Source organism: Salipiger sp. PrR007 (assembly GCF_010499845.1).
Classification (GTDB): domain Bacteria; phylum Pseudomonadota; class Alphaproteobacteria; order Rhodobacterales; family Rhodobacteraceae; genus Salipiger; species Salipiger pacificus_A.
In genome coordinates this window covers 25,593-49,972 of record NZ_JAAGOZ010000028.1, presented here as the reverse complement: position 1 = coordinate 49,972, position 24,380 = coordinate 25,593, and the positions used below count along the sequence as shown (strand labels likewise).

General features: G+C 65.9%; 20 protein-coding genes. 10 read left to right on the top strand and 10 right to left on the bottom strand.

Annotation, left to right across the window (positions count from 1 at the left end):
* The first annotated feature begins 153 nt into the window (after positions 1-153).
* Positions 154-615, top strand: a complete 462-nt coding sequence (locus G0Q01_RS12975) for a MarR family winged helix-turn-helix transcriptional regulator (RefSeq protein ID WP_164195077.1) — start codon at positions 154-156, stop codon at positions 613-615.
* The gene (locus G0Q01_RS12970; protein WP_164195074.1) at positions 612-2,468 is read left to right on the top strand and encodes an FUSC family protein; all 1,857 of its coding nucleotides are present in this window, start codon (positions 612-614) and stop codon (positions 2,466-2,468) included. The genes G0Q01_RS12975 and G0Q01_RS12970 overlap by 4 nt, the downstream gene beginning before the upstream one ends.
* A 9-nt stretch (positions 2,469-2,477) precedes the next feature.
* Here G0Q01_RS12970 and G0Q01_RS12965 read toward each other — a convergent pair whose 3' ends face one another.
* Positions 2,478-3,434 (bottom strand): putative zinc-binding metallopeptidase, encoded by a 957-nt coding sequence (locus G0Q01_RS12965; RefSeq protein ID WP_164195072.1) that lies wholly within the window; start codon positions 3,432-3,434, stop codon positions 2,478-2,480.
* Positions 3,435-3,745: 311 nt separating this feature from the next.
* Between G0Q01_RS12965 and rimP the strand changes: the two genes are divergently transcribed.
* The 4 genes from rimP to infB are packed head-to-tail and all read left to right on the top strand — an operon-like array spanning position 3,746 to position 9,154.
* On the top strand, positions 3,746-4,330 hold the full coding sequence (gene rimP / locus G0Q01_RS12960) for a ribosome maturation factor RimP (RefSeq protein WP_108964551.1): 585 nt from the start codon (positions 3,746-3,748) through the stop codon (positions 4,328-4,330).
* Between the two features lie 4 nt (positions 4,331-4,334).
* On the top strand, positions 4,335-5,957 hold the full coding sequence (gene nusA, locus G0Q01_RS12955) for a transcription termination factor NusA (protein ID WP_108964550.1): 1,623 nt from the start codon (positions 4,335-4,337) through the stop codon (positions 5,955-5,957).
* A gap of 7 nt (positions 5,958-5,964) precedes the next feature.
* On the top strand, positions 5,965-6,618 hold the full coding sequence (locus G0Q01_RS12950; RefSeq protein WP_108964549.1) for an RNA-binding protein: 654 nt from the start codon (positions 5,965-5,967) through the stop codon (positions 6,616-6,618).
* 10 nt (positions 6,619-6,628) lie between these two features.
* Positions 6,629-9,154: a translation initiation factor IF-2 gene (gene infB / locus G0Q01_RS12945; protein ID WP_108964548.1), complete on the top strand. Its 2,526-nt coding sequence runs from the start codon at positions 6,629-6,631 to the stop codon at positions 9,152-9,154.
* A 208-nt stretch (positions 9,155-9,362) separates the two neighbouring features.
* Here infB and G0Q01_RS27100 read toward each other — a convergent pair whose 3' ends face one another.
* The 4 genes from G0Q01_RS27100 to G0Q01_RS12930 all read right to left on the bottom strand — a co-directional run bounded on the left by G0Q01_RS27100 (position 9,363) and on the right by G0Q01_RS12930 (position 12,244).
* Positions 9,363-9,485 carry a hypothetical protein gene (locus G0Q01_RS27100; RefSeq protein ID WP_095882083.1) on the bottom strand — a complete coding sequence of 41 codons (123 nt, stop codon included), beginning with the start codon at positions 9,483-9,485 and terminating at the stop codon, positions 9,363-9,365.
* A 160-nt stretch (positions 9,486-9,645) separates the two neighbouring features.
* Positions 9,646-10,047 (bottom strand): 8-oxo-dGTP diphosphatase MutT, encoded by a 402-nt coding sequence (mutT, locus tag G0Q01_RS12940; protein WP_164195070.1) that lies wholly within the window; start codon positions 10,045-10,047, stop codon positions 9,646-9,648.
* Positions 10,048-10,138: 91 nt separating this feature from the next.
* A complete protein-coding gene (argJ, locus tag G0Q01_RS12935) occupies positions 10,139-11,368 on the bottom strand; it encodes a bifunctional glutamate N-acetyltransferase/amino-acid acetyltransferase ArgJ (RefSeq protein ID WP_164195068.1) in 1,230 nt (409 codons plus the stop codon).
* Entirely contained in the window at positions 11,369-12,244 is an 876-nt protein-coding gene (locus tag G0Q01_RS12930; protein ID WP_164213517.1) for a peptidylprolyl isomerase, read from the bottom strand.
* A gap of 184 nt (positions 12,245-12,428) precedes the next feature.
* Between G0Q01_RS12930 and secA the strand changes: the two genes are divergently transcribed.
* From secA to G0Q01_RS12915, 3 genes are all read left to right on the top strand, one after another.
* The gene (gene secA / locus G0Q01_RS12925; protein WP_164195064.1) at positions 12,429-15,152 is read left to right on the top strand and encodes a preprotein translocase subunit SecA; all 2,724 of its coding nucleotides are present in this window, start codon (positions 12,429-12,431) and stop codon (positions 15,150-15,152) included.
* A gap of 187 nt (positions 15,153-15,339) precedes the next feature.
* Positions 15,340-16,266 carry a translocase gene (locus G0Q01_RS12920; RefSeq protein WP_235940121.1) on the top strand — a complete coding sequence of 309 codons (927 nt, stop codon included), beginning with the start codon at positions 15,340-15,342 and terminating at the stop codon, positions 16,264-16,266.
* A 22-nt stretch (positions 16,267-16,288) separates the two neighbouring features.
* The gene (locus tag G0Q01_RS12915; protein ID WP_164195059.1) at positions 16,289-17,863 is read left to right on the top strand and encodes a phosphate ABC transporter substrate-binding/OmpA family protein; all 1,575 of its coding nucleotides are present in this window, start codon (positions 16,289-16,291) and stop codon (positions 17,861-17,863) included.
* A 3-nt stretch (positions 17,864-17,866) separates the two neighbouring features.
* Here G0Q01_RS12915 and radC read toward each other — a convergent pair whose 3' ends face one another.
* The 3 genes from radC to dnaK all read right to left on the bottom strand — a co-directional run bounded on the left by radC (position 17,867) and on the right by dnaK (position 21,942).
* Positions 17,867-18,631, bottom strand: coding sequence for a DNA repair protein RadC (gene radC, locus G0Q01_RS12910; protein ID WP_164195057.1), 765 nt, complete (start codon positions 18,629-18,631; stop codon positions 17,867-17,869).
* A 148-nt stretch (positions 18,632-18,779) separates the two neighbouring features.
* Positions 18,780-19,931, bottom strand: coding sequence for a molecular chaperone DnaJ (dnaJ, locus tag G0Q01_RS12905; protein ID WP_164195055.1), 1,152 nt, complete (start codon positions 19,929-19,931; stop codon positions 18,780-18,782).
* Between the two features lie 76 nt (positions 19,932-20,007).
* On the bottom strand, positions 20,008-21,942 hold the full coding sequence (dnaK, locus tag G0Q01_RS12900) for a molecular chaperone DnaK (RefSeq protein WP_164195052.1): 1,935 nt from the start codon (positions 21,940-21,942) through the stop codon (positions 20,008-20,010).
* Positions 21,943-22,163: 221 nt separating this feature from the next.
* On the opposite strand from dnaK, the gene G0Q01_RS12895 reads away from it, so the two are divergent.
* Positions 22,164-22,769 (top strand): alpha-ketoglutarate-dependent dioxygenase AlkB, encoded by a 606-nt coding sequence (locus G0Q01_RS12895; RefSeq protein WP_164195050.1) that lies wholly within the window; start codon positions 22,164-22,166, stop codon positions 22,767-22,769.
* Positions 22,770-22,772: 3 nt separating this feature from the next.
* On the opposite strand, the gene G0Q01_RS12890 is transcribed toward G0Q01_RS12895, so the two are convergent.
* Together G0Q01_RS12890 and G0Q01_RS12885 are read right to left on the bottom strand one after the other, a co-directional pair.
* Positions 22,773-23,378, bottom strand: coding sequence for a COG3650 family protein (locus G0Q01_RS12890; protein ID WP_164195048.1), 606 nt, complete (start codon positions 23,376-23,378; stop codon positions 22,773-22,775).
* Positions 23,379-23,459: 81 nt separating this feature from the next.
* On the bottom strand, positions 23,460-24,290 hold the full coding sequence (locus G0Q01_RS12885; protein WP_164195046.1) for an ABC transporter permease: 831 nt from the start codon (positions 24,288-24,290) through the stop codon (positions 23,460-23,462).
* Between the last annotated feature and the right edge of the window lie 90 nt (positions 24,291-24,380).

The window sequence follows — 24,380 nt, the reverse complement described above, 5'->3', positions numbered from 1 at the left end:
CCGCGCCGCTCCCCGGCGCAATCCGCGCCCCGTTCACGGGGCGGCGAGCGCGAGGCCCCGCCGGCACACACGCCGAGCGTTGCAACCATTTGCCGCTCTCCCGGCATCAGTGTTTGATTTGTATTCCAAATCATTTTGACATACATGCTTTTCATGACACAGACTCCCTCCCCCCGCGACCGCTTCGGCTTTGCCTTCATCACCCTTGCCCGGCAATGGCACCGGGTGGTCGACACGCGCCTTGCAGAAGCCGGCCTCAGCGACGCCACTTGGCGTCCGCTCGTCCACCTCGCCGAAGGCGGAGACGGCATAAGCCAGCGCGATCTCGCGGCGCGGATCAGCCTCGACACCTCGACGTTGGTGCGGCTCCTCGACATGTTGGAGACCCGCGGCCTCGTCGAGCGGCGGGTCGATTCCTCGGACCGCCGCGCGCGCCGCATCCATCTGACCGCGGAGGGGCGGACCGAGCTCGCGCGCATCCGCGCCATGCTGTTGCAGGCCGAACGTGAACTCCTCGCCGAGATCACCGAAGACGAGACAGGCGCCATGCTGGACGCCTTCACCCGCATCGCCGCCCGCGCCGAGGCCATGCTGACCGAGGAGGCGGAGGCGTGAGCGCCGCGCTGGAAAGCCTTGGCTTCAACAAGGCCCGGCTGACCTTTGCCCTGCGCACCGCCTTTGCCGCCTGCCTGGCGCTGGTGGCGGCCTGGCTGCTCGGTCTGGAGCACCCTCAATGGGCGGGGATGACCGTCTGGGCGGCCTCGCAGCCAGTCCGGGGGCAATTGCTGGAAAAGGGCCTTTTCCGCTTCGCCGGCACGGTGATCGGCACGGTCGCCGGCGTCGGGCTGATCCTGGCCATGCAGGTCCACCCGGCCCTGCTGGTCATCGGGCTGGCACTCTGGGTCGGGCTCTGCACCGGGCTCGCCAACCTCCTGCGCGGCTTTTTCGCCTATGGCACGGTGCTGGCGGGCTATACCGCCGCGATGGTCGCCCTGCTCGACGTCGGCCACCCCGAGACCGTCTGGGCGCTCGGCGCAGACCGGATGGCGACGGTGCTGGTGGGCGTGCTCGCCGCGCTGGTGGTGGGTTGGCTTTTTGCGCCCGCCGCCGACGGCGACGCGTTGCGCTCGCGCGTCCGTGGCATACTGGCCGACCTCTGCGACCAGCTTTCGAGGCATGGCTCCGACCCCGAAGCGGCGCGGCGCCTGATCTCGGACATGGCAGACATTGAGGAGGCGCTCGACCCGCATGCCGCTGGCTCGCTTCGCTCGCGCCGCGAGACTCGCGCCAGCCGCGCGCTGCTGTCGACCGCGCTGTCGGTGCTGCTCTGGCACCGCGGGCAAAAGGCAAACACCCTGCCCGACGCCGCGTGCTTGGCCCTGAATGAGGCCGCCGAGGCCCTGCGCGGGGGCGACAGCGCTGCAGCGCACGCCGCGCTCGGGCGCGCCGCGGCCGATCCCGACGCTGCGGAGACACTGCAACCCCTGGTCCAGGCCCTCGCCCGCTGGCGCGCGCCCGAAAACCGCTCGGCCCCGGGGGCCGAGCACCTTTTGCCCGTGGTGCTGCACCGCGATTGGATCGGCGCCCGCGAGGCGGCGATCCGCGCCACCGGCGCACTGCTGCTCTTCGGCCTGATCTGGCAGATCACCGGCTTCGCGGCCGGCGCCTTCCTGCTGCTCGGGATGTCGATCATGATCTCTATCTTCACCACCTTCGAGAACCCGATCGCCCTGCTGCCCTACGTGTTCCTTGGCCAGCTCATGGGCGCGGGCATGGCACTGGCGATCCGCTGGCTGATCTGGCCGCAGGCGGGGGCGGATTGGCAGCTTGTGGCGATGGTGCTGCCGTTCATCTTGCTTGGCGGCCTGCTCGGCGGGCACGACCGGGGCATGAGGGTCAGCTTCGATGTCAACATGGTGATGCTGCTCCTGCTGCACCCGGCGCTGCCGCTCACCGGCGATTTTGGCACTTCTGTGCTTATGGCTCTTGCCGTTGTAGCCGCGCCGCTCACCGCACTGGTGGCCTATCGCACGGTCTATCCGCCGACCCTGCGCCGCAAGCAGGTCACGCTGGCGAAGATGATGCTGCACGATGTGGCGGCGTTGGCCGGTGATGGCGAAGCGCTGCGCCACCGCGCGGCCTGGCGCGCCCGGTTCTATCACCGAATGCTGCGGCTCTTCCGGCTGACCGGGCGCTCGGCAAGGGCGCAGCGCAGCGCACTAGACAGCGGGCTGGCGCTGCTTGATCTTGGCCATGCGACCCTGCGGGCGCATGAGATCCTCGCAAACCCCGCCACGCCTCCCGCCAAACGCCGCGCACTCAAGGCGGCGCTGGCCCGGCTCGAACGCATCCGCGAAACTCCGGCTCGCGCCGAAGGCGCCCTCAGCCGTCTTGCGCGGCGTGAAATCGGGGCGGATGCCGAGATCTTCCGCCATGCGGCGCGCAGCGCGGCATTGCTGGCGCGCTAAAAGCACGCCTTAGAGACGCCGCAGCCAGCGGTGCGCCAGCGCCATCTTCTCGCGCACCGGCTGGGTCAGCACGAAGGGATAGAGATCGGGCAGGTCGAGCGCCCGGTTCACGTGGTTCACCGCGATCGACAGGTTTACGGCGCGGGTGATCAGCGCCTCGGTGTCGGTTTCTAGGTAGGGATCGTAGCCCTCCGCCGGGAAATCCGGCAGCCGCAAACCGCTGGCCAGACCGCTGTCGAGCATCGAGACAAGATGCTGCAGATGCGCGAGGGTTTCGGCCCAGTCCTCGTGCGGGTGGGCGGTGGCATAGGTCGTGATGTACTCCGAGCCGGGCTCTTTCGGAGCCTTGTAATGCTGATCCAGGGCCTCCGCGTAATCCGCGCGCTCGTCCCCGAAGCGCGCCCGGAAATCTTCGAGAAAGGCCGGATCCTCGGCCAGCCGCAGGAAGAGGAAATGCGCCATCTCGTGCCGCATGTGCCCGAGCATCGTGCGGTAGAGTTCTTCGAACTGCTCCTGCCGGCGCGCGAGGACTGCCTCGCTCGCCTCGGTGACGTTAATGGTGATGACCCCGTTCGCATGTCCCATGACCACGTCCGCCTCGCCATGAAGCGTCTCCTCCGAGAGCATGCGAAAGACCGGGCGCGGGCCGATGTCGGCGGGCGTGAACCAGCCCCAGCGCGCCAGCTCGGCGAGCATCTGGCGCTTGACCAGCTCGCTGTCGGCCCAGAGCGGAAGGTTCTGCTCGGCGCGCAGGTCGGGCACCGTCTCGGTCATTGCGCAGGACCGGCAGAGATCGCCCTCTTCTGCCACCCAGTTGCAGGCGATGTCATCGCGATTGGCGCAATGCCGGGCGCCCGCGAGCATGGCCTGCGCGTCGGGATCGAAGCTGACCTCCTGCCCGCAGCTGCAGGCGAGGTTGTGGAAGTAGACCCTGCTCGAGCAGGCGGGGCAGCGGAAGATTTGCATCTGGGATTCTCATGTGCGGGGTACGAGTCGGTAACTTCTCGGGGCGACCATGCGTTCCCATGCATCAATCAAGCCCATCAGAGGGCGCATGGAAAGGGGATTGCGTGAGGGGTGGAGACGGTGGCGCGCGTTCTCGGCGGCAAAGCGCGCGCAGCCACAGCCGCCCTTGGGTGAATCACCCTTGCGAAATCCGCAGCAGACACGTATATGCCCCTTCAACAGCGGCGCGTCGGTCCTGGCACCGAAGCTCCACCGGGAAACACCGACGGGCCGCGCGCCCGTATTTTTGTTTCCGAAGGAGTCGGAGAAACATGACCGACCTCATCGCCAAATCATCGCTCGACAAGCGCCTCGCCGAGATCGTCGGCCCCGTCATCGAAGACATGGGGTTCGAACTTGTGCGCATCCGTCTCATGGGGGGCAAGACCGCCACCCTGCAGATCATGGCCGAACGCCCCGAGGGCGGCATCGAAGTCGATGAATGCGCCGACATCTCCACCGCGGTCTCCGCCGTGCTCGACGTCGAGGACCCGATCATCGACGCGTATACGCTCGAGGTTTCCTCGCCCGGGATCGACCGCCCCCTCACCCGCCTCAAGGACTTCGAGACCTTCGAGGGCTACGAGGTGAAGATCGAAACCGCCGAGATGATCGACGGCCGCAAGCGCTGGCGCGGCGTGGTCGCCGGGGTCGAGGGCGGCGAAGTGCTGCTCAACATCGAGGAGGGCGGCGAAGACCAAACCATTGGCCTGCAATTCGACTGGCTGTCGGACGCCAAGCTGGTGCTCACCGACGATCTGATCCGAGACATGCTTCGTGCCCGCAAGGCGCAGGAAGTGGACGAAACCAAATTCGACGACATCGAGGCCGACGACGCGGCCGCTCAGGAGGACTAAGACCATGGCCATCACCTCTGCCAACCAGCTCGAGCTTCTGCAGACCGCAGAAGCCGTCGCTCGCGAGAAGATGATCGACCCCTCGCTGGTGATCGAAGCGATGGAAGAGAGCCTCGCCCGCGCCGCCAAGAGCCGCTACGGCTCGGAGATGGACATCCGCGTGAAGATCGACCGCAAGACCGGTCGCGCCAGCTTCACCCGCGTGCGCACCGTGGTCGAGGATGACCTTCTCGAGAACTACCAGGCCGAGATGACCGTCCAGCAGGCCAAGCAGTACATGGCCGAGCCCAAGGTCGGCGACACCTATGTCGAGGAAGTCCCGCCGGTCGACCTCGGCCGTATCGCCGCGCAGAGCGCCAAGCAGGTGATCCTGCAGAAGGTGCGCGAAGCCGAGCGTGACCGCCAGTACGAGGAATTCAAGGACCGTCAGGGCACGATCATCAACGGCCAGGTCAAGCGCGAGGAATACGGCAACGTCATCGTCGACGTGGGCCGTGGCGAAGCCATCCTGCGCCGCAACGAGAAGATCGGCCGCGAGAGTTACCGCCCCGGCGACCGCATCCGCTGCTACGTCAAGGACGTGCGCCGCGAAGCGCGCGGCCCGCAGATCTTCCTGTCGCGCACCGCGCCGGAATTCATGGCCGAGCTGTTCAAGATGGAAGTGCCGGAAATCTACGACGGCATCATCGAGATCAAGGCCGTGGCCCGTGACCCGGGCTCGCGCGCCAAGATCGGCGTCGTGTCCTACGATGGCTCGATCGACCCGGTCGGCGCTTGCGTGGGTATGCGCGGCAGCCGCGTGCAGGCCGTTGTGAACGAACTGCAGGGCGAGAAGATCGACATCATCCCGTGGAACGAGGACATGCCGACCTTCCTCGTGAACGCGCTGCAGCCGGCCGAAGTGTCGAAGGTGGTTCTCGACGAGGACGCCGAGCGCATCGAAGTCGTCGTGCCCGATGAACAGCTGTCGCTGGCCATCGGCCGCCGCGGCCAGAACGTGCGCCTCGCCTCGCAGCTGACCGGCCTCGACATCGATATCATGACCGAGGAAGAAGAATCGAAGCGCCGCCAGGCCGAGTTCGAAGAGCGCACCAAGCTCTTCATGGACACGCTGGACGTCGACGAGTTCTTCGCGCAGCTGCTGGTGGCCGAGGGCTTCACCAACCTCGAGGAAGTGGCCTACGTCGAGCTCGACGAGCTGCTGGTGATTGACGGCGTCGACGAAGGCACCGCCGAAGAGCTGCAGACCCGTGCCCGCGAGTTCATCGAAGAGCAGGCCCGCAAGGCGCTCGAGAAGGCGCGCGAGCTGGGCGTTGAGGAGAGCCTCATTGAATTCGAGGGCCTCACTCCCCAGATGGTAGAGGCACTGGCGCAGGACGACATCAAGTCGCTCGAAGACTTCGCCACCTGCGCAGACTGGGAACTTGCCGGTGGCTGGACCACGGTCGACGGCCAGCGCCAGAAGGACGACGGTCTGCTCGAGAAATTCGGCGTGGACCTCGAAGAGGCGCAGAATATGATCATGACCGCCCGCGTGATGCTGGGCTGGGTCGACCCCGAGGAACTCGTGTCCGGCGCGGCAGAGAGCGATGAGCTCGACGGCGAGCCCGACGAGGCGGAGGCCTGAGTCCCAGATGAGCCGCGGAGGTCAGGATAAGGACGGGGCAGACGGGCCCGAACGGCGCTGCATCGCCACTGGCGACGTGGAGCCCAAGGGCGGTCTGATCCGTTTCGTGGTCGGGCCCGAGGGTCAGGTCGTTCCTGACCTCGCGGGCAAGCTGCCCGGTCGGGGCATCTGGGTCTCGGCCGATCGCAAGGCATTGGAAAAGGCGGCGGGCAAGGGTCTCTTTGCCCGCGCGGCCAAGGGGCCGGTAACGGTTCCCGAAGGGCTGCCAGACCTCATCGAGGGCATGCTTGCCCGACGGGTGGTCGAGCTGATCAGTCTCGCCCGCAAGGGCGGCGGCGCGGTCTCGGGTTATGAAAAGGTGAAGGACTGGCTTTCGAAAGAGGAAGCCCGCGTCCTGATCCAGGCCGAGGACGGATCGGCCCGCGGGAAGACGAAATTGAGTACTCCCTACGGGGGGAACTACATCGGCTGGCTCACTGCGGACGAGCTGGGGCTGGCCTTCGGACGCGAAAAGGTGATACATGCAGCGCTTGGCGCTGGTGGACTCACCAAACGTGTTGTAGAGGAGGCCCAACGTTTGAAGGGCCTGCGCGTCGCATCGGCAGACGCGAAAACGGCAGCAGGGGCTGCCGCGGGCGGCAAGGGCCGCCGGAAAGGATAAGAGAATCTTAATGAGCGATAACGACGGCAAGAAGACTTTGGGTTTGCGCGGCGGCTCCCACTCGGGGAACGTGAAGCAGAGCTTCAGCCACGGCCGCACAAAGAACGTCGTGGTAGAAACCAAGCGCAAACGCGTCGTGGTCCCGAAAGCGGGCGCCGCAGGCGGTGCAAAGGGTTCGGGCGGCGGATCGCATGGCGGATCGGGCAAGCGCCCGGCGGGCATCACCGACTCGGAGATGGAACGCCGGCTGCGCGCGCTGCAGGCCGCTAAGGCGCGCGAAGCCGAAGAGACTGCTCAGCGCGAGGCCGTGGAAAAGGCCCGCGCCGAGGAGCGTGAGCGCATGCGCGCCGAAAAGGAACAGAAAGAGCGCGAGCAGCGCGAGGCCGAAGAGCGTGCCAAGGCGAAAGCCGAGGAAGAACAGCGCAAGGCCCGCGAAGCTGCCGAGGCCGCGGAAGCGGCCAAGAAGGCAGAAGCCGCGCCCAAGAAAGCCGCTGCTGCGGCCAAGGACGACAGCGCTGCAGGGGCTCCGGCCCGCGCAGGCGGTGCGCCCGGGGCCAAGCCGGCGGCTCAGCCGCAGCGCAAGGCCGAACGCGAGCGCGAAGAGCGTGGCCGCTCGGCGCGTGCCCGCGACGATGGCAACCGCCGCTCCGGCAAACTGACGCTGAACCAGGCTCTGGGCGGCGAAGGTGGCCGGCAGAAATCCATGGCCGCGATGAAGCGCAAGCAGGAGCGCGCGCGTCAGAAGGCCATGGGCGGTGCGCAGTCGCGCGAGAAGGTCGTGCGCGACGTTCAGCTGCCCGAGGCGATCACGGTGGCGGAACTCGCCAACCGTATGGCCGAGCGCGTGGCTGACGTGGTGAAGTCGCTCATGCAGAGCGGCATCATGGCGACGCAAAACCAGAGCATTGACGCCGACACGGCGGAACTGATCATCGAGGAGTTCGGCCACCGCGTGACCCGCGTGTCCGATGCTGACGTCGAGGACGTGATCAAAACCGTGGACGACAAGCCGGAAGACCTCCTGCCGCGTCCGCCGGTCATCACGATCATGGGCCACGTCGACCACGGCAAGACCTCGCTGCTCGACGCGATCCGCAACACCAGTGTGACCTCCGGCGAAGCCGGCGGCATCACCCAGCACATCGGCGCCTACCAGGTGACGACGAAGAACGGCGACGTGCTGTCCTTCCTCGACACCCCGGGTCACGCCGCCTTCACCTCGATGCGCTCGCGTGGCGCGCAGGTGACGGACATCGTCGTGCTGGTGGTTGCCGCGGATGACGCCGTGATGCCGCAGACGGTCGAGGCGATCAGCCACGCGAAAGCGGCCAAGGTGCCGATGATCGTGGCGATCAACAAGGTCGACAAGCCGTCCGCGAACACGACCAAGGTGCGCACCGACCTGTTGCAGCACGAAGTCGTCGTCGAGGAAATGTCGGGTGACGTGCAGGACGTCGAGGTTTCGGCCAAGACCGGCCAGGGTCTCGACACGCTGCTCGAAGCCATCGCGCTGCAGGCGGAAATCCTTGAGCTCAAGGCCAACCCGAACCGCGCCGCACAGGGGGCTGTCATCGAAGCGCAGCTCGACGTGGGCCGTGGTCCGGTGGCGACGGTGCTCGTGCAGAACGGCACGCTCAAGCAGGGCGACATCTTCGTCGTGGGCGAGCAGTACGGCAAAGTCCGTGCGCTGATCAACGACAAGGGTGAGCGCGTTCAGGAAGCGGGACCGTCGGTGCCTGTCGAGGTGCTGGGTCTCAACGGCACGCCCGAGGCCGGCGACGTTCTCAACGTCACCGAGACCGAGGCGCAGGCACGCGAGATCGCCGAGTACCGCGCACATGTGACCAAGGACAAGCGCGCCGCAGCCGGTGCCGCGACGACCTTGGAACAGCTGATGCAGAAGGCCAAGGACGACGAGAACGTCTCGGAACTGCCCGTCATCGTGAAAGCGGACGTGCAGGGCTCGACCGAAGCGATCGTCCAGGCGCTCGAGAAGGTCGGCAACGACGAGGTCCGCGTGCGCGTCATCCACTCCGGTGTGGGCGCGATCACCGAGACCGACATCGGCCTCGCCGAAGCCTCGGGCTGCCCGGTCATCGGCTTCAACGTCCGTGCCAACGCTCCGGCCCGCAACGCGGCCAACCAGAAGGGCGTGGAGATCCGCTACTACTCGGTGATCTACGACCTCGTGGACGATGTGAGAGCGGCGGCCTCGGGCCTGCTGTCGAACGAAATCCGCGAGAACTTCATCGGCTACGCGGCGATCAAGGAAGTCTTCAAGGTGTCCAACGTCGGCAAAGTCGCCGGCTGCCTGGTCACCGAGGGCATCGCCCGCCGCTCCGCAGGTGTTCGCCTGCTGCGCGACAACGTGGTGATCCACGAAGGCACGCTGAAGACCCTCAAGCGCTTCAAGGACGAGGTTGCCGAGGTGCAATCCGGCCAGGAATGCGGCATGGCCTTCGAGAACTACGATGATATCCGCCCCGGCGATGTCATCGAGATCTTCGAGCGCGAGGAAGTCGAGCGGTCGCTCTGATCGCCCTGCCCTCCTGCGGCAGCTGAATTTGAAAAGGCCGGCGATCACCTCGCCGGCCTTTTTGCTTGAGCCTTTGGCTTGCCCTTGGAGCGTTCATCTTCCCTGCACCGTGGACCGTGCGATCTTTGCCGACGTCAGCTTGGGGCAAAAAAATACGAGCCGCCTTTTCAGGCGACTCGCATGTCGTTGACTTCTACGGGGCGTACAATCAGACCGGGCGCCCGGTGAAAACCTGCTGGCCGACGCGGACGACGAGACGCCCATCGGGAAGGGTCTTCTCAAGAAAGCCCTGGACCGAGATGCAGCTCCCCATGATGATGGTGCGCAACATGTTGTGTCCTAAACTAAAACTCTGTGCGAACCATTATTACCCCAGTGGGCGATCCGAAACTACACAATTCTTGCACAAAACTGTTTCAATAATGAGCAAAACTGCCTGTTTTTGCGCTGATTTTCTGATCATACGCCCCAAAGCATCAAGAAATCCTTGATCAGAGCAAATCCCTGAGAATCGGTATCAGTGGCACGTCGGCAGGCGGCATCGGGTAGTCGGTGAGTTCGCGCGCCCGCGCCCATTTCAGCACCTGCCCCTCGCGCGCCTGGGGCACGCCCTGCCATTTGCGACAGGCAAAAAGCGGCATCAGCAGGTGGAAATCGTCATAGGCATGCGAGGCAAAGGTCAGCGGCGCAAGGCAGCTGTCCCAGGTCTCGATCCCAAGCTCCTCGTGCAGTTCCCGGATGAGCGCCGCCTCCGGGGTCTCGCCCGGCTCGACCTTGCCCCCCGGAAATTCCCAGAGCCCGGCCATGGACTTGCCCTCGGGCCGCTGCGCTAAGAGCACGCGCCCCTCGACGTCGATGAGGGCAACGGCAGAGACGAGAACGATGTTTTTCATGGCGAGGGGCTTTCCGTAGATGCAGAAACGCGAGGGGCGGAGCCCCTCGCGCTCTCCGGGATATGTGCCCCCACAAAGAGGGGCAAGGCTGTTACGACCGGTAATCGGCGTTGATCGAGATGTAGCCGTGGGTCAGATCACAGGTCCAGACGGTGGCCATGCCCTGCCCCAGACCAAGATCGACCGAGACGGTGATCTCGGGCGCCTTCATCAGCCGGGCACCGTCTTCTTCGCGGTAGTCCGGCGAGCGCCAGCCCTTTTCCGCCACCAGCACGTCGCCAAAGCGGATCGTCAGAAGGTCACGATCCGCCGCCGCGCCGGACTTGCCGATCGCCATGACGATGCGGCCCCAGTTCGGGTCCTCGCCGGCGATGGCGGTCTTGACCAGCGGTGAGTTGGCGATGGCCATGGCGTGGGTGCGCGCGTCGGCGTCACTGGCGGCGCCGGTCACTTCGACGGTGACGAACTTGGTCGCCCCCTCGCCGTCCTTGACCACCTGGTGCGCGAGATCGAGGAAGACGGTCTCGAGCGCCTCGGCGAAGGCCGTGTCCGCTTCGGTCACCTCGATGCCCGAGGCGCCGGTGGCGCCCATGAGCAGCGTGTCGGAAGTGGAGGTGTCGCTGTCGACGGTGATGCAGTTGAAGCTGCGGTCGTTGATCTGGCTGACCAGTTTCTGCAGCAGGGTCTGCGGCACCTTCGCGTCGGTGAAGATGTAGACAAGCATGGTCGCCATGTCGGGCGCGATCATGCCCGAGCCCTTGGCGATGCCGGCGATCTTCACCGGCCCGCCCGGCAAGTCGACCGTGACGGTCGAGCCCTTGGGGAAGGTGTCGGTGGTCATGATCGCCTTGGCCGCGCCGGCGATGCCGGTGGCATCAAGCGCATTCACCAGCTCGTCCACTTTGGCGGTGATGCGCTCATGCGGCAGCGGCTCGCCGATCACCCCGGTCGAGGAGGAGAAGACGCGCGCCTCGGGCAGGCCCGTCGCCGCCGCCACCGCCGAGGTCACCGCGCGGGTGGACTCGATGCCATTGCGGCCGGTGAAGGCATTGGAGTTGCCCGAGTTCACGATGATCGCCGCGCCCTCGTCAGAGGTGGCGCCGATCTTGGCCTGGCAGTCGAGCACGGGGGCCGAGCGCGTGGCCGAGCGGGTGAAGACCCCCGCCATGGTGCTGCCTGCGTCGAGCAGGGCCAGCATGACGTCGGTGCGCCCCGCGTAGCGCACCCCCGCCGCGACAGAGGCAAAACGCACCCCGTCGATCACCGGCAGGTCGGGAAAGGCCGCAGGGGCCAGCGGGGAAACGGCGAGGGTCTTGGCCACTCAGTCCTCCAGCAGCTGCAGGTTGGACAGGATGGAGGGATCGATATCCCCCGAGGACTTGCGGGTGATCTCGGCGCCAGCCTCGGCGTCGTCCATATAGGCTGCGACGGCTTGCTGCTGCACCTGCTGGGCGAGCTGATCCCGCACCTCGTCGAGCTTCGGCGCTTCCTTGGCGCGAGTCTCGTTGAGCTTGATCACATGCCAGCCGAACTGGGTCTGCACCGGCGCTTCGGAGATCGCGCCCGGCTCCATGTCCGCGACCGCGGTCTCGAAGGGCTCGACCATCATGCCCTTGCTGAACCAGCCGAGTTCTCCGCCATTGGGGCCGGACGGGCCGGTGGATTTCTCCTTGGCCACGGTGGCGAAATCGGCGCCGCCGTTCAGCTCCTCGATGATCGCCTTGGCTTCGTCCTCGCTCTCCACGAGGATGTGCGAGGCGTTGTATTCCTGGCCCTGGTCGGCATCGGCGAACTGCGCGTCATAGGCGGCCTGCAGCGCCTCGTCGGTCACCGCGGCGTCGGCCACGGCCGACACGGTCTCGGCGGCGAGCAGCGTGCGGCGCTCGGTCTTCAGCGACAGGTCCACGCGCTTGGTCTCGACCGCCTTCTCGTCCTGTGCGAGCACTTCCTGCTGAACCAGCTGGTCGAGGATGCCGTCCCAGAGCACGTCATCGCCAAGCTGCTGGTACTGCTCGGGCAGGCTGGCGCGCACGACCAGCATCTCGCCGAGGGTGATGTCCGTGCCATTCACCGTCGCCACGACGGTGTCGGCGCTCAGCGCCTCGGTCTGCTCCGCAGCCTGATCCTGGGCGTGAAGGGGCAGCGCGAGGGTCAGGGCGAGCGCGGCCGCCCCCAGTGTGGTGAGGGTTTTGGGCATCTAGGCGTCCTTCCAGTTGGCCGCCCGCCACCGGGCGGCGTTGACACTTACCAACCTGCCGCTTACATCGCCACAAGGCTCTGCAAGGCCGGTCGTTCCCCTGTGTCATATGGGTTGAGTGCGAGGCGGGCAAGCGGATGCCTCACGCGGAACACGACTTTGTCAGACAGGACAGGCAGGCCACATGCTCGGAATGGGAAAACTCGCGCGGAAGGTGTTCGGCACCCCGAACGACCGCAAGATCAAGGCCACCCGACCTCTGATCTCTCAAATCAACGCGCTGGAACCCGAGTACGAGGCGCTGGACGATGCCGCGCTGATCGCCAAGACCGAGGAGTTCCGCAAGCGCTTTGCCGAGGGCGAAAGCCTCGACGCGCTGCTGCCCGAGGCCTTTGCCAACTGCCGCGAGGCGGCCAAGCGCGCGCTCGGCCTGCGCGCCTTTGATGTGCAGCTGATGGGCGGGATCTTCCTTCACCAGGGTAACATCTCCGAGATGAAGACCGGCGAGGGCAAAACGCTGGTCGCCACCTTCCCGTCGTACCTCAACGCCCTTTCGGGAAAGAGCGTGCACGTGGTGACGGTGAACGACTACCTGGCCCGCCGTGACGCCGAGTGGATGTCCAAGGTGTTCGCCGCGCTCGGCATGACCACCGGCGTGGTCTACCCGCAGCAGCCCGAGGACGAGAAGAAGCAGGCCTATGCCTGCGACATCACCTATGCCACCAACAACGAGCTGGGCTTCGACTACCTGCGCGACAACATGAAGTCCGAACTGGACCAGATGATGCAGCGCGGCCATGGCTTCGCCGTGGTTGACGAGGTGGACTCGATCCTCATCGACGAGGCCCGCACCCCGCTGATCATCTCCGGCCCCAGCCAGGACCGCTCGGACCTCTATGTCGCCATCGACCGGCTGATCCCCGAACTGCCCGAGGACGGCTACACGCTCGATGAAAAGAGCCGCAACGTCACCTTCACCGACGAGGGCAACGAGGCGCTCGAGGACATGCTCCACCGCCGCGGCATCCTCCCCGAAGGCCAGACGCTCTACGACCCGGAGAGCACCACCGTGGTGCACCACGTCAACCAGGGCCTGCGCGCACATAAGCTCTACACCCGTGACAAGGACTACATCGTCCGAGACGGGCAGGTCGTGCTGATCGACGAATTCACCGGCCGGATGATGGCCGGCCGCCGTCTGTCGGATGGCCTGCACCAGGCGATCGAGGCGAAGGAAGGCTGCCAGATCCAGCCCGAGAACGTCACCCTCGCCAGCGTGACCTTCCAGAACTACTTCCGCCTTTACGACAAGCTGTCGGGCATGACCGGCACCGCGCTGACCGAGGCCGAGGAATTTGCCGAGATCTACAAGCTGGGCGTGGTCGAAGTGCCGACCAACCGGCCGATCGCGCGGATCGACGACGACGACAAGGTCTACCGCACCACCGCCGAGAAGTACGCGGCGATCACCGAAGAGATCAAGAACGCGCATGCGAAGGGACAACCGGTTCTCGTCGGCACCACCTCGATCGAGAAATCCGAACTGCTCTCGCAGCTGCTGAGCAAGGCCGGGCTGACGCACAACGTGCTCAACGCCCGCCAGCACGAGCAGGAAGCGCAGATCGTCGCTGACGCCGGCAAGCTGGGCGCGGTCACCATCGCGACGAACATGGCTGGCCGCGGCACCGACATCAAGCTGGGCGGCAACTTCGAATTCCTCGTGATGGAGGCCATCGCCGCCGATCCCGAGGCCGACCCTGAAGAAATCCGCGCCCGCATCGAGACCGAGCACGCCAAGGCCGAGGCCGAGGTGAAGGAGGCCGGCGGTCTCTTCGTGCTGGCCACCGAGCGCCACGAGAGCCGCCGCATCGACAACCAGTTGCGCGGCCGTTCGGGCCGCCAGGGTGACCCGGGCCGCAGCTCCTTCTACCTGTCGCTCGAAGATGACCTGATGCGCATCTTCGGCTCTGAGCGGCTCGACAAGGTGTTGACCAAGCTCGGCATGAAGGAAGGCGAGGCAATCATCCACCCTTGGGTGAACAAGTCGCTGGAGCGCGCGCAGGCCAAGGTCGAAGGCCGCAACTTCGACATCCGCAAGCAGCTGCTGAAATTCGACGACGTGATGAACGACCAGCGCAAGGTGATCTTCGCGCAGCGTCTGGAGATCATGGAAGCCAAGGATCTCTCGGAGATCGCAGAGGACATGCGCCACGAGGTGATCGACGAGCTGGTGGAAACCTATGTGCCCGCGAAGGCTTATGCCGACCAGTGGGACATGCAGGGTCTCTACGCCGCCTGCATCGAGAAGCTGGGCATCGACCTGCCGGTCATCGCCTGGGGCGACGAAGAGGGCGTCGACGCGGAAACCATCCGCGAGCGCATCGAAGAGGCCACCGACAAGCAGATGGCCGAGAAGGCCGAGGCCTTCGGTCCCGAGACCATGCGCCAGATCGAGAAGCAGGTGCTGCTGCAGACCATCGACACCAAGTGGCGCGAGCACCTTCTGACGCTCGAGCACCTGCGGTCGGTCGTGGGCTTCCGTGGCTATGCGCAGCGTGACCCGCTCAACGAGTATAAAAACGAAGCCTTCCAGCTCTTCGAGTCGATGCTGGAATCCCTGCGCGAGCGCGTGACCGAGCAGCTTGGCCGGGTGCGCCCGATGACCCAGGAAGAGCAGCAGAAGATGCTGCAGCAGATGGCCGAACAACAGGCGCAGCAGCAGAAGCTCGCCGAACAGGCGCATGCGGTCGGCCCGAGCGAGAACGCGGCTGTGCCGGAATCGCACGAGCCGCTGGTCGACGGCTTCGACGAGAACGAGCCGGCAACCTGGGGCAATCCGAGCCGCAACGATCCCTGCCCCTGCGGCTCGGGCAAGAAGTTCAAGCATTGCCATGGTAGCCTCGCCTGATCAGGCGCCGCTGACATCGCAGACCGACATTCCGGGGCGGGCCCGGGGCGCAAATGCCCCGGGCCCGCCCCGATGACTCCTCCGCACTGCCGCAACCATGCCTCTTTTCCGGCTTAGATTGTTTCCGGTACGAGTTCAGTTGTCGGGGACGATCATGGGACGGATCAAGAGCTACAGACTTGCAATTATGACCCTCAGCGCGGCCGTCATCATCGGCTTCGCGATGCAGCAGCTCGACGCCCGCGGCCAACGCGCCGGGGCCATGCAGATCGCCCAGATCGAGGACACCTCCTCGGTCCGGCTTCCGGAGCTTCCCGCTGATCGTGCCGCCGAGGCCAGCCTGCCTGCGCCACAGAAAATCCGCACCGCCGCCCTCTCCGAGGCAGGGACACGCCCGGCGGTCCTTCCCGAGGAGACCGAGATCACGGCCGCAGATTGTTCGGTCACCATGTCCGCGCGCTCCGGAGCCGGGGCGATGGTCGCGCTCGACATCGTGGCCCCCTGCTTCGCTTCCGAGCGCGTGACGATCCACCACAACGGACTGATGTTCACCGAGGTCACTCAGCCCGACGGCACACTCCGTGTCGAGGTGCCCGCGCTGGCGGAGAAGGCGCTCTTCATCGCCTCCTTCGCCACTGGCGCGGGGGCGACCGCCATGGCCGACGTCCCGGCCCTGCCCTTCTACGACAGGGTCGTGCTGCAATGGCGTGGCGAGAGCGGGCTTGCACTTCACGCAAATGAATTCGGCGCGACCGGAGACGAGGCGGGCCACGTCTGGGCCGCCGCCGCCGGAGATTTGACCCGGACCGCGCGCGGCGAGGGCGGGTTCATGACCCGCCTTGGCGATGCCACCAGCCCCGAGGCGCGCATGGCCGAGGTCTACACCTTCCCCGCCGCCGCGGCAAAGACCGCCGGCGCGGTCGCGCTCACCATCGAGGCAGAGATCACCAAGGCCAATTGCGGCCGGGGGATCGAGGCGCAGACGCTGGAGTTCCGCCTGGGCGGCAGCCTGCGTGCCCGCGACCTCACGCTTTCCATGCCAGATTGCAGCGCCACCGGCGACTTTCTGGTGTTGAAAAACCTGCTCGAAGACCTGAAGATCGCCGCCAACTAGAACGAGCGGTCAAGAGGCCCCGATGCGACAGGTCCGTGCGGCGATCATCGCCGCACTTTTCATTCCGGGCGCCCTTTCAGGCCTCCTCTTGCCGACACGCGCCGAAGCTCAGGATGTGACTCTGCGCTCGCGCGACGGCGGTATCGAGCTGAGCGGGACCATGCTTGGCTTCGACGGCGAGTTCTACCGTATCGACAGCCGCTACGGCGAGTTGACCGTCGACAGCTCGGGCGTGCTCTGCGAGGGCGTCGGTTGCCCCTCGCTGACCGATTTCGTCGCCGAGCTGCGCATTTCCGGAGCCACCTCCCTGGGCGCGCTGCTGATGCCTGCGCTGATCGAGAGCTTCGCGCAGCGCAATGGCTACGGCGCCGAGCCGGGCACGCTGGCCGGGGGCGGCACACGCTACGCGCTGACCGACGGCGAGCGCGAGATCGGCCATTTTGACATCACCCCGTCCAGCACCGACGAGGGCTTTGCCGACCTGCTCGCCGACGAGGCCGATATCGTCGTCGCCCTGCGCGAGGTCCGTCCCGCCGAGCAGGAGCTTGCGCGGCAGGCGGGGCTTGGCGATCTGACGCAGCCCAACCGCAGCCGGGTGCTGGCGCTCGACGCGCTGGTACCGGTGGTGGCCCCCGCCAATCCGGTCACCAAGGTCTCGCTGCCCAACCTGGCGGCGGTGCTCTCTGGCGAGATCGACAACTGGCAGGACCTGGGTGGCCCGGATGCGCCAATCGTGCTGCACCTCCCGCGCGAGGGGTCGGGGCTGGTGCAGGCGCTCGAGGACCATCTCCTTCAGCCCCCCACCCTGACCCTGCGCACCTCAGAAACCGTCCGCCATGACAGCGCCTCGGCGCTCGCCGCGGCGGTCTCCGAAGATGCCCTGGGGCTCGGCTTTGTCAGCGCGGCAGAGGTTGGCAACAGCCGCCCCGTCGTGCTCACCGGCAGCTGCGGCTTCCACCTGCGTGGCACGCGGCAGGCGATCAAGACCGAGGACTACCCGCTCACCATGCCGGTCTTCGTCTACATGCCCGCCCGCCGCCTGCCCAAGCTGGCGCGCGAGTTCCTCGAGTTCACCCGCTCCGCCCCCGCGCAGATCGTCATCCGACGCGCCGGCTTCGTCGACCAGAGCCCCGAAGAGCTACCGCTCGACGCGCAAGGAGACCGGCTGGCCAACGCCATTGCCATTGCCGAGGGCGACGCGGGCCTGAGCGAACTGAAACGGCTCGTGGCCGCGCTCGCGCCGATGCGTCGCCTGACCACCTCCTTCCGCTTCGAAGCGGGCTCGGCAGGGCTCGACACGCAGTCCCGCTCGAACGTTCAGCAGCTCGCCCGGGCGCTGGAGCTGGGCGAGTACGATGGGCGCACGCTGGTCTTCGTCGGCTTCTCGGACGGAGAGGGGCCGAGCGAGGGCAACCTGCAAATCGCCGCCGAGCGCGCCGCCTCGGTCCGCGACGCGGTGATCGCGGCTGCCGAGGCCAATGACCTTGCAGGCATTACCCTGCAAACCGACGCCTTCGGCGAGGCCATGCCCATGGCCTGCGACGACACGGTCTGGGGTCGGCAGGTAAACCGCCGCGTCGAGGTCTGGCTGCGCTAGGGCTCAGAGCAGCCCCTCGGCCCGGAAGCTCAATTCGCGCGAGCGGCCGATCACCAGATGGTCGTGCAAGGTGATGCCCAGAGCCTCTGCCGCCAGCCGGATCTGCTCGGTCATCTCGATGTCGGCATCGCTGGGCGTGGGATCGCCCGACGGATGGTTGTGCACTAGAATGAGCGCGCTGGCGTTCAGCTCCAGCGCCCGTTTGACCACCTCGCGCGGGTAGACCGGGACATGGTCCACCGTGCCACGCGCCTGCGGCTCGTCGGCAATGAGCACGTTCTTGCGGTCGAGGAAGAGCACGCGGAACTGCTCTGTGTCGCGGTGCGCCATGGCGGTCTGGCAATAGTCCAGCAACGCCTCCCAAGAGCTGACCACCTGCCGCTGCAGCACCCGGCTGCGTGCCAAACGATGCGCCGCCGCCTCGACGATCTTCAGCTCGGTCACCACGGCCTCCCCCACCCCGTCAACGTCGCGCAGCCGGGCGGGCGGGGCCGAGACAACGGCGTTGAAATCGCCGAAATGCTCGAGCAGGCGGCGGGCGAGCGGCTTCATGTCCTGCCGGGGGATGGCACGAAACAGCAGCAGCTCCAGCAGCTCGTAGTCGGGCACGGCATCGGCCCCCCCGGTGAGAAAGCGATCGCGCAGCCGCCTCCGGTGATCGCGGATGTAGGACGGGAGCGGCCGCCCGCCGGGCGCAGGGCGAACCGGTGCCTCGTCGCCGGCAAAGAGCGAGGGCTGAATGTCGGAGAAATGGCGGGGGGGGCTCATCGCGTCAGGGTGACGGAATCACGGTTAGAAAAGCGTTAAGCCAAGCGCGAGACATAGCGCAGGCCGAAACGCACCCGTGGCCGCAGTGCCGCAAAAGAAAACGGCGCGGACCATCCCGCGCCGTGTCCGATCCTTGTGAAAGGGCCGATCAGCCCTTCATCGAATCCCAGAACCCCTTCACCGAAGAGAAGAAGCTCTTCGATTCCGGGTTGTTATCCTCGGACTGATCCTCGAACTCGCGCAGAAGTTCTTTCTGGCGCGAGGTGAGGTTTACCGGGGTCTCGACCGCCAGCTCGATGAACATATCCCCGGCCGGGCCGCCGCGCAGGGCGGGCATGCCCTTGCCACGCAGGCGCATCTGGCGACCGGACTGGCTGCCAGAGGGGATTTTCACCCGGCTGCGGCCGCCGTCGATGGTCGGCACCTCGATGTCGCCGCCAAGTGCGGCGGTGGTCATCGACACCGGCACGCGGCAATGCAGCTCGGTGCCATCGCGCTCGAAGATGCCGTGCTTCTTCACCTCGATGAAGATGTAGAGATCGCCCGGAGGACCGCCGCGCATCCCCGCCTCGCCTTCACCGGCCAGACGGATGCGGGTACCGGTCTCGACCCCCGCAGGAATGTTGACCGACAGCGAACGCTCTTTCTGCACACGCCCTTGGCCGCCACAGGAGGAACAGGGGTTCTTGATGATCTGGCCGAGACCCGAACAGGTCGGACAGGTGCGCTCGACCGTGAAGAAGCCCTGCGTTGCGCGGACCTTGCCCATGCCCGAACAGGTCGGGCAGGTCACCGGCTCGGCGCCGCCCTCGGCACCCGAGCCATGGCACTCGCCGCATTGCACCGAGGTCGGCACGTTGATGGTCTTCTGCAGGCCGCCGTAGGCGTCCTCCAGCGTCACGCGCAGATTGTAGCGCAGGTCCGCGCCGCGCGCCGCGCGCTGGCGTCCGCCGCCACCGCGGCCGCCGCCCATGAAGTCGCCGAAGAGATCGTCGAAGACGTCGGAGAAAGCCGAGGCGAAATCACCCTGCTGGCCGAAGCCGCCGCCGGGACGTCCCCCGCCGCCCATGCCGCCTTCGAAGGCCGCGTGGCCGTAGCGGTCATAGGCCGCCTTCTTGTCGGCGTCCTTGAGAACCTCGTAGGCCTCATTGATTTCCTTGAACTGGGCTTCCGCCTCAGGGTTGTCCGCGTTCCGGTCGGGGTGAAGTTCCTTCGCTTTCTTGCGATAGCCCTTCTTGATCTCGTCCGCGGAGGCCCCTTTGGCGACGCCGAGCAGCTCGTAATAGTCACGCTTGGACATACATGCCCTCCTTGGCCCGGAACAGAAAAGGGCCGGTCCGGCATCCGGACCGGCCCCCGTCTGGTTCCGCTATGGCTTAGCTGCGCTTGCGGTCGTCGAGGTCTTCGAAGTCCGCGTCCACGATGTTGTCGTCATCCGACGGGCCCGACTTGTCGCCGGAGTCGCCGGCGTCGGCTTCGGGAGCGCTGTCGCCCGCCTCGGCCTGCGCCTTGTAGATCGCCTCGCCCAGACGCATGGCCACTTCGGTCACGTTCTGGATGCCGGACTTCAGCTTCTCGCCGGTGACATCGTCCTTCTCGAGGTCATCCTTGAGCGCGGCAATCGCCAGCTCGATGGCTTCGATGGTCGAGGGATCGACCTTGTCGCCATGCTCCTCGATCGACTTTTCGGTCGAGTGGATGAGGCTCTCGGCCTGGTTGCGGGCCTCGACGAGCTCCTTGCGCTTGCCGTCCGCCTCGGCGTTCTCCTCGGCGTCCTTGACCATGCGCTCGATGTCCGCGTCGGTGAGGCCACCCGATGCCTGGATGGTGATCTTCTGTTCCTTGCCGGTGCCCTTGTCCTTGGCCGACACGGAAACGATGCCGTTGGCGTCGATGTCGAAGGTCACCTCGATCTGCGGCATGCCGCGCGGCGCCGGCGGGATGTTCTCGAGGTTGAACTGGCCGAGCAGCTTGTTGTCGGCCGCCATCTCGCGCTCACCCTGGAAGACACGGATCGTCACGGCGCCTTGGTTGTCCTCGGCGGTCGAGAAGATCTGCGACTTCTTGGTCGGGATCGTGGTGTTGCGGTCGATCAGGCGGGTGAACACGCCACCCAGCGTCTCGATGCCCAGCGACAGCGGGGTCACGTCGAGCAGGACCACGTCCTTCACGTCACCCTGCAGAACACCGGCCTGGATCGCGGCGCCCATGGCAACCACTTCGTCCGGGTTCACGCCCTTGTGCGGCTCCTTGCCGAAGAACTTGGTCACCTCTTCGATGACCTTCGGCATACGGGTCTGACCGCCGACCAGAACGACCTCGTCGATCTCTTCCTTCGAAATGCCGGCATCCTTCAGCGCGGCGGCGCAGGGCTTCAGCGAGGCCTTGATCAGGTCGCCCACGAGGCTTTCCAGCTTGGCACGGGTCAGCTTCATGACCATGTGCAGCGGCTGGCCGTTCGAGCCCATCGAGATGAACGGCTGGTTGATCTCGGTCTGGCTCGAGCTGGACAGCTCGATCTTGGCCTTCTCGGCAGCTTCCTTGAGACGCTGCAGGGCCATCTTGTCCTTGGTCAGGTCGACCGAATGCTCTTTCTTGAACTCGTCCGCCAGGTAGTTGACGATCCGCATGTCGAAGTCTTCACCGCCGAGGAACGTGTCGCCGTTGGTGGACTTCACCTCGAAGAGGCCATCGTCGATCTCGAGGATGGTCACGTCGAAGGTGCCGCCGCCGAGGTCATAGACCGCGATGGTCTTCGATTCTTTCTTGTCGAGGCCGTAGGCGAGCGCAGCCGCGGTCGGCTCGTTGATGATCCGCAGCACTTCGAGGCCAGCGATCTTGCCGGCGTCCTTGGTGGCCTGACGCTGGGCGTCGTTGAAGTAGGCCGGGACCGTGATGACGGCCTGGGTCACTTCCTCGCCGAGGTAGCTCTCGGCGGTTTCCTTCATCTTGCCGAGGATGAAGGCAGAGATTTGCGACGGGGAGTATTTCTCACCCTTGGCTTCAACCCAGGCATCGCCATTGCCGCCGTCCACGATCTTGTAGGGGACGATGTTCTGGTCCTTGGTCACTTCCGCATCGGTGGTGCGGCGACCGATCAGACGCTTAACGGCGAAGATGGTGGCTTCCGGGTTGGTCACGGCCTGCCGCTTGGCGGGCTGGCCGACGAGGCGTTCGTCGTCGGTGAAGGCGACGATCGACGGGGTGGTACGTGCGCCTTCGGCGTTTTCGATCACGCGAGCCTGGCTGCCGTCCATAATGGCGACGCAGGAGTTCGTGGTGCCGAGGTCGATACCGATCACTTTGCCCATGATTCGATCCCTTTTCCAATTCAAGGCGATGACGCGAGGCATACGGACCCGTTACGGCATCCAGCCCCGCTTGTTGAAGAAGCCGTCCGGCGGGGGCCTCGCGGCGTTCGGAGGGTATATAAGGAGGGGGTTTGAGCCCTGCAAGCGGCCTTGGCGGGGCTTTGCCTGCATTTCCGGCGATTTTCTTTGCGCGTCGCCACGGAATGCCCGACAAGAAGGCCATGACGGCCCCTCTCGACATCCGTGGCTTCCAGCTCTTCCAGGGTTTCCTCGACCGCCCGGCGCAGGAGTCGCTTGTCGACGCGCTGCGCAATCTGCTGCGCGTTGCGCCGCTCTATCAGCCGGTCACCCCGCGCGGTCAGAAGATGTCGGTACGGATGAGCGCGGCCGGCCGCTTCGGCTGGGTCACCGACCGCCGTGGCTACCGCTACGAGCCGCGCCACCCCGGCGGCATGGACTGGCCGCCGATCCCGGAAGAAGTGCTGTCGATCTGGCGCGCGCTCTCGGGCGTGGCGCGCGATCCCGAATGCTGCCTGATCAACTGGTACGGCGAAGGCGCCCGCATGGGGCTGCACCAGGACAAGGACGAGGCGGATTTCTCCTGCCCGGTGCTTTCGGTCTCGCTGGGCGACGAGGGTCTGTTTCGCATGGGCAACGAGGCGCGGGGCGGCAAGACCGAGTCGGTCTGGCTGAAGTCCGGGGATGTGGTGGTGATGGGCGGCGCGGCGCGTCTGAAACACCACGGCGTTGACCGCATCCGCTTCGGCTCGTCGACGCTGCTGCCGCAGGGCGGGCGGATCAACCTCACCCTGCGCGTGGTCACCTGAGGCTCAGCGCATCAACTCGCAGCACCCCGACAGCGTGCGGTTGACCCGGCCGGTCAGCACCAGCACCGCCGAGAGCCCGTAGAGTTGGTCGGACATGCCGTCGCTGCACTGTGCGTCCGGGCTGGTGACCAGCACCGCCTGCAGTTGGTCCGCTCCAGCCACCGAGCTGAACGGCCAGCGCTGACCGCTGGCAGCCTCGAAAGTGCCGGCCAGCAGAACCTCCTCGGGGTCCTCGGGCGTTGTCCAGGTCGCCGTCTCGCCCTGCCGGACCTCGTAGCTCCAGAAGGGCTCGGTGCCGAAGCAGCGCAGCCCCTCGACCTGTGGCAGGCTGCCGTTTTCCTCTGGAGCGAGGAACTCCATCGAGACCCAGCCCACGCCCTCTCCCGATGTGATCCGCCCCCAGGTGCCCGCTTCGTTCAGCGCGCCGACCTGCACCGCCACCGCGGTGGGTGCGAGGGTTCCGAGCACCGCCGCCGTGGGATCGGGCGCCGCGCGGATGTTCAGCACGTCATCCAGCGCAACACCGGTGACCGCGTAGAAGGCGGGCAACTCCTGGGCCGCGGCAGATGTCGTGAGCAAAAGGGCGGTCAGCGTGATGACATGGCGCATGAAAGGCTCCTTCCCGGGGTCCGTCACCCCACATCATGCGCAGACGGTCGCGCTGCGTCCAGCACCGCCTGGGAACGCCGCCTATCGCCGCGCCGACCAGGAGGCCGAGGCGTGCTTGCGGGTGTAGAATTCGCCCATCAAGCCGATCATCAACAGCACGATCGACACCCAAAGCGCATATTCCCAGCTCGAGTTGCGCGGGAAATAGTTGGCGAAGGCATAGCCGCGCGACTGGTCGATGGTGTGGAAGAGCGGGTTCCAGTCGAAGATCGCGAGCATCCCCGGCGTCAGCGAATTGGCCACGAACATCTTGCCCGAAGCGATCATGTTTGCACGCTGATAGACCGTGGTGACGATCGACACCGGCGTCGGGAACCAGGGCTTTGCCGCAAGCAGGACCATGCCGATCGCCGCGCCGGAGAACCAGGACAGTAGCAGCATCCCCAACGCGCCGATGGGATCGTGAATCTCGCTCATGACGAAGGGATTGAACGCCACGTCGTAGACGAAGAGGATCGCGAAAAGCGACAGCACCTGGATGTAGAGCGTCGAGAGCATGGCCGAGGCGATGGCGATCGCCGTGTTCATCGGCGCGTGCTGCATCATCGGGCTCGCCGGTCCCTCGGAGCCCGCGACTGCCCCCAAGGTCTTGGAATGGGTCATGTAGAGAAAGACGCCGGTCATGATGTAAATCATGAAGTCGCCGCGGATCGCCGAGCCGCGCATCCCCAGAACATGGAACATGAAGTAGAAGGCGAGCACGAAGATGACCGTCTGAAGCATGTTCATGAAAATCGCGATGAACGCATTTCCATGGCTCTTGCGCACGGCGCGCACCGAATTGTGGTAGATCAGCTCGCAAATGTAGATGGCGGACCCGAGCCGGGAGCGCGGCTTTGTGGACTGAAACATGGCAACTCGGCTCCGGTACGGGCTCAAACAGACGGGTCTGCTTGCCCATCTTCACGCTGCGCAGCATAAGAGTCGCAGGCCTTCAAATCA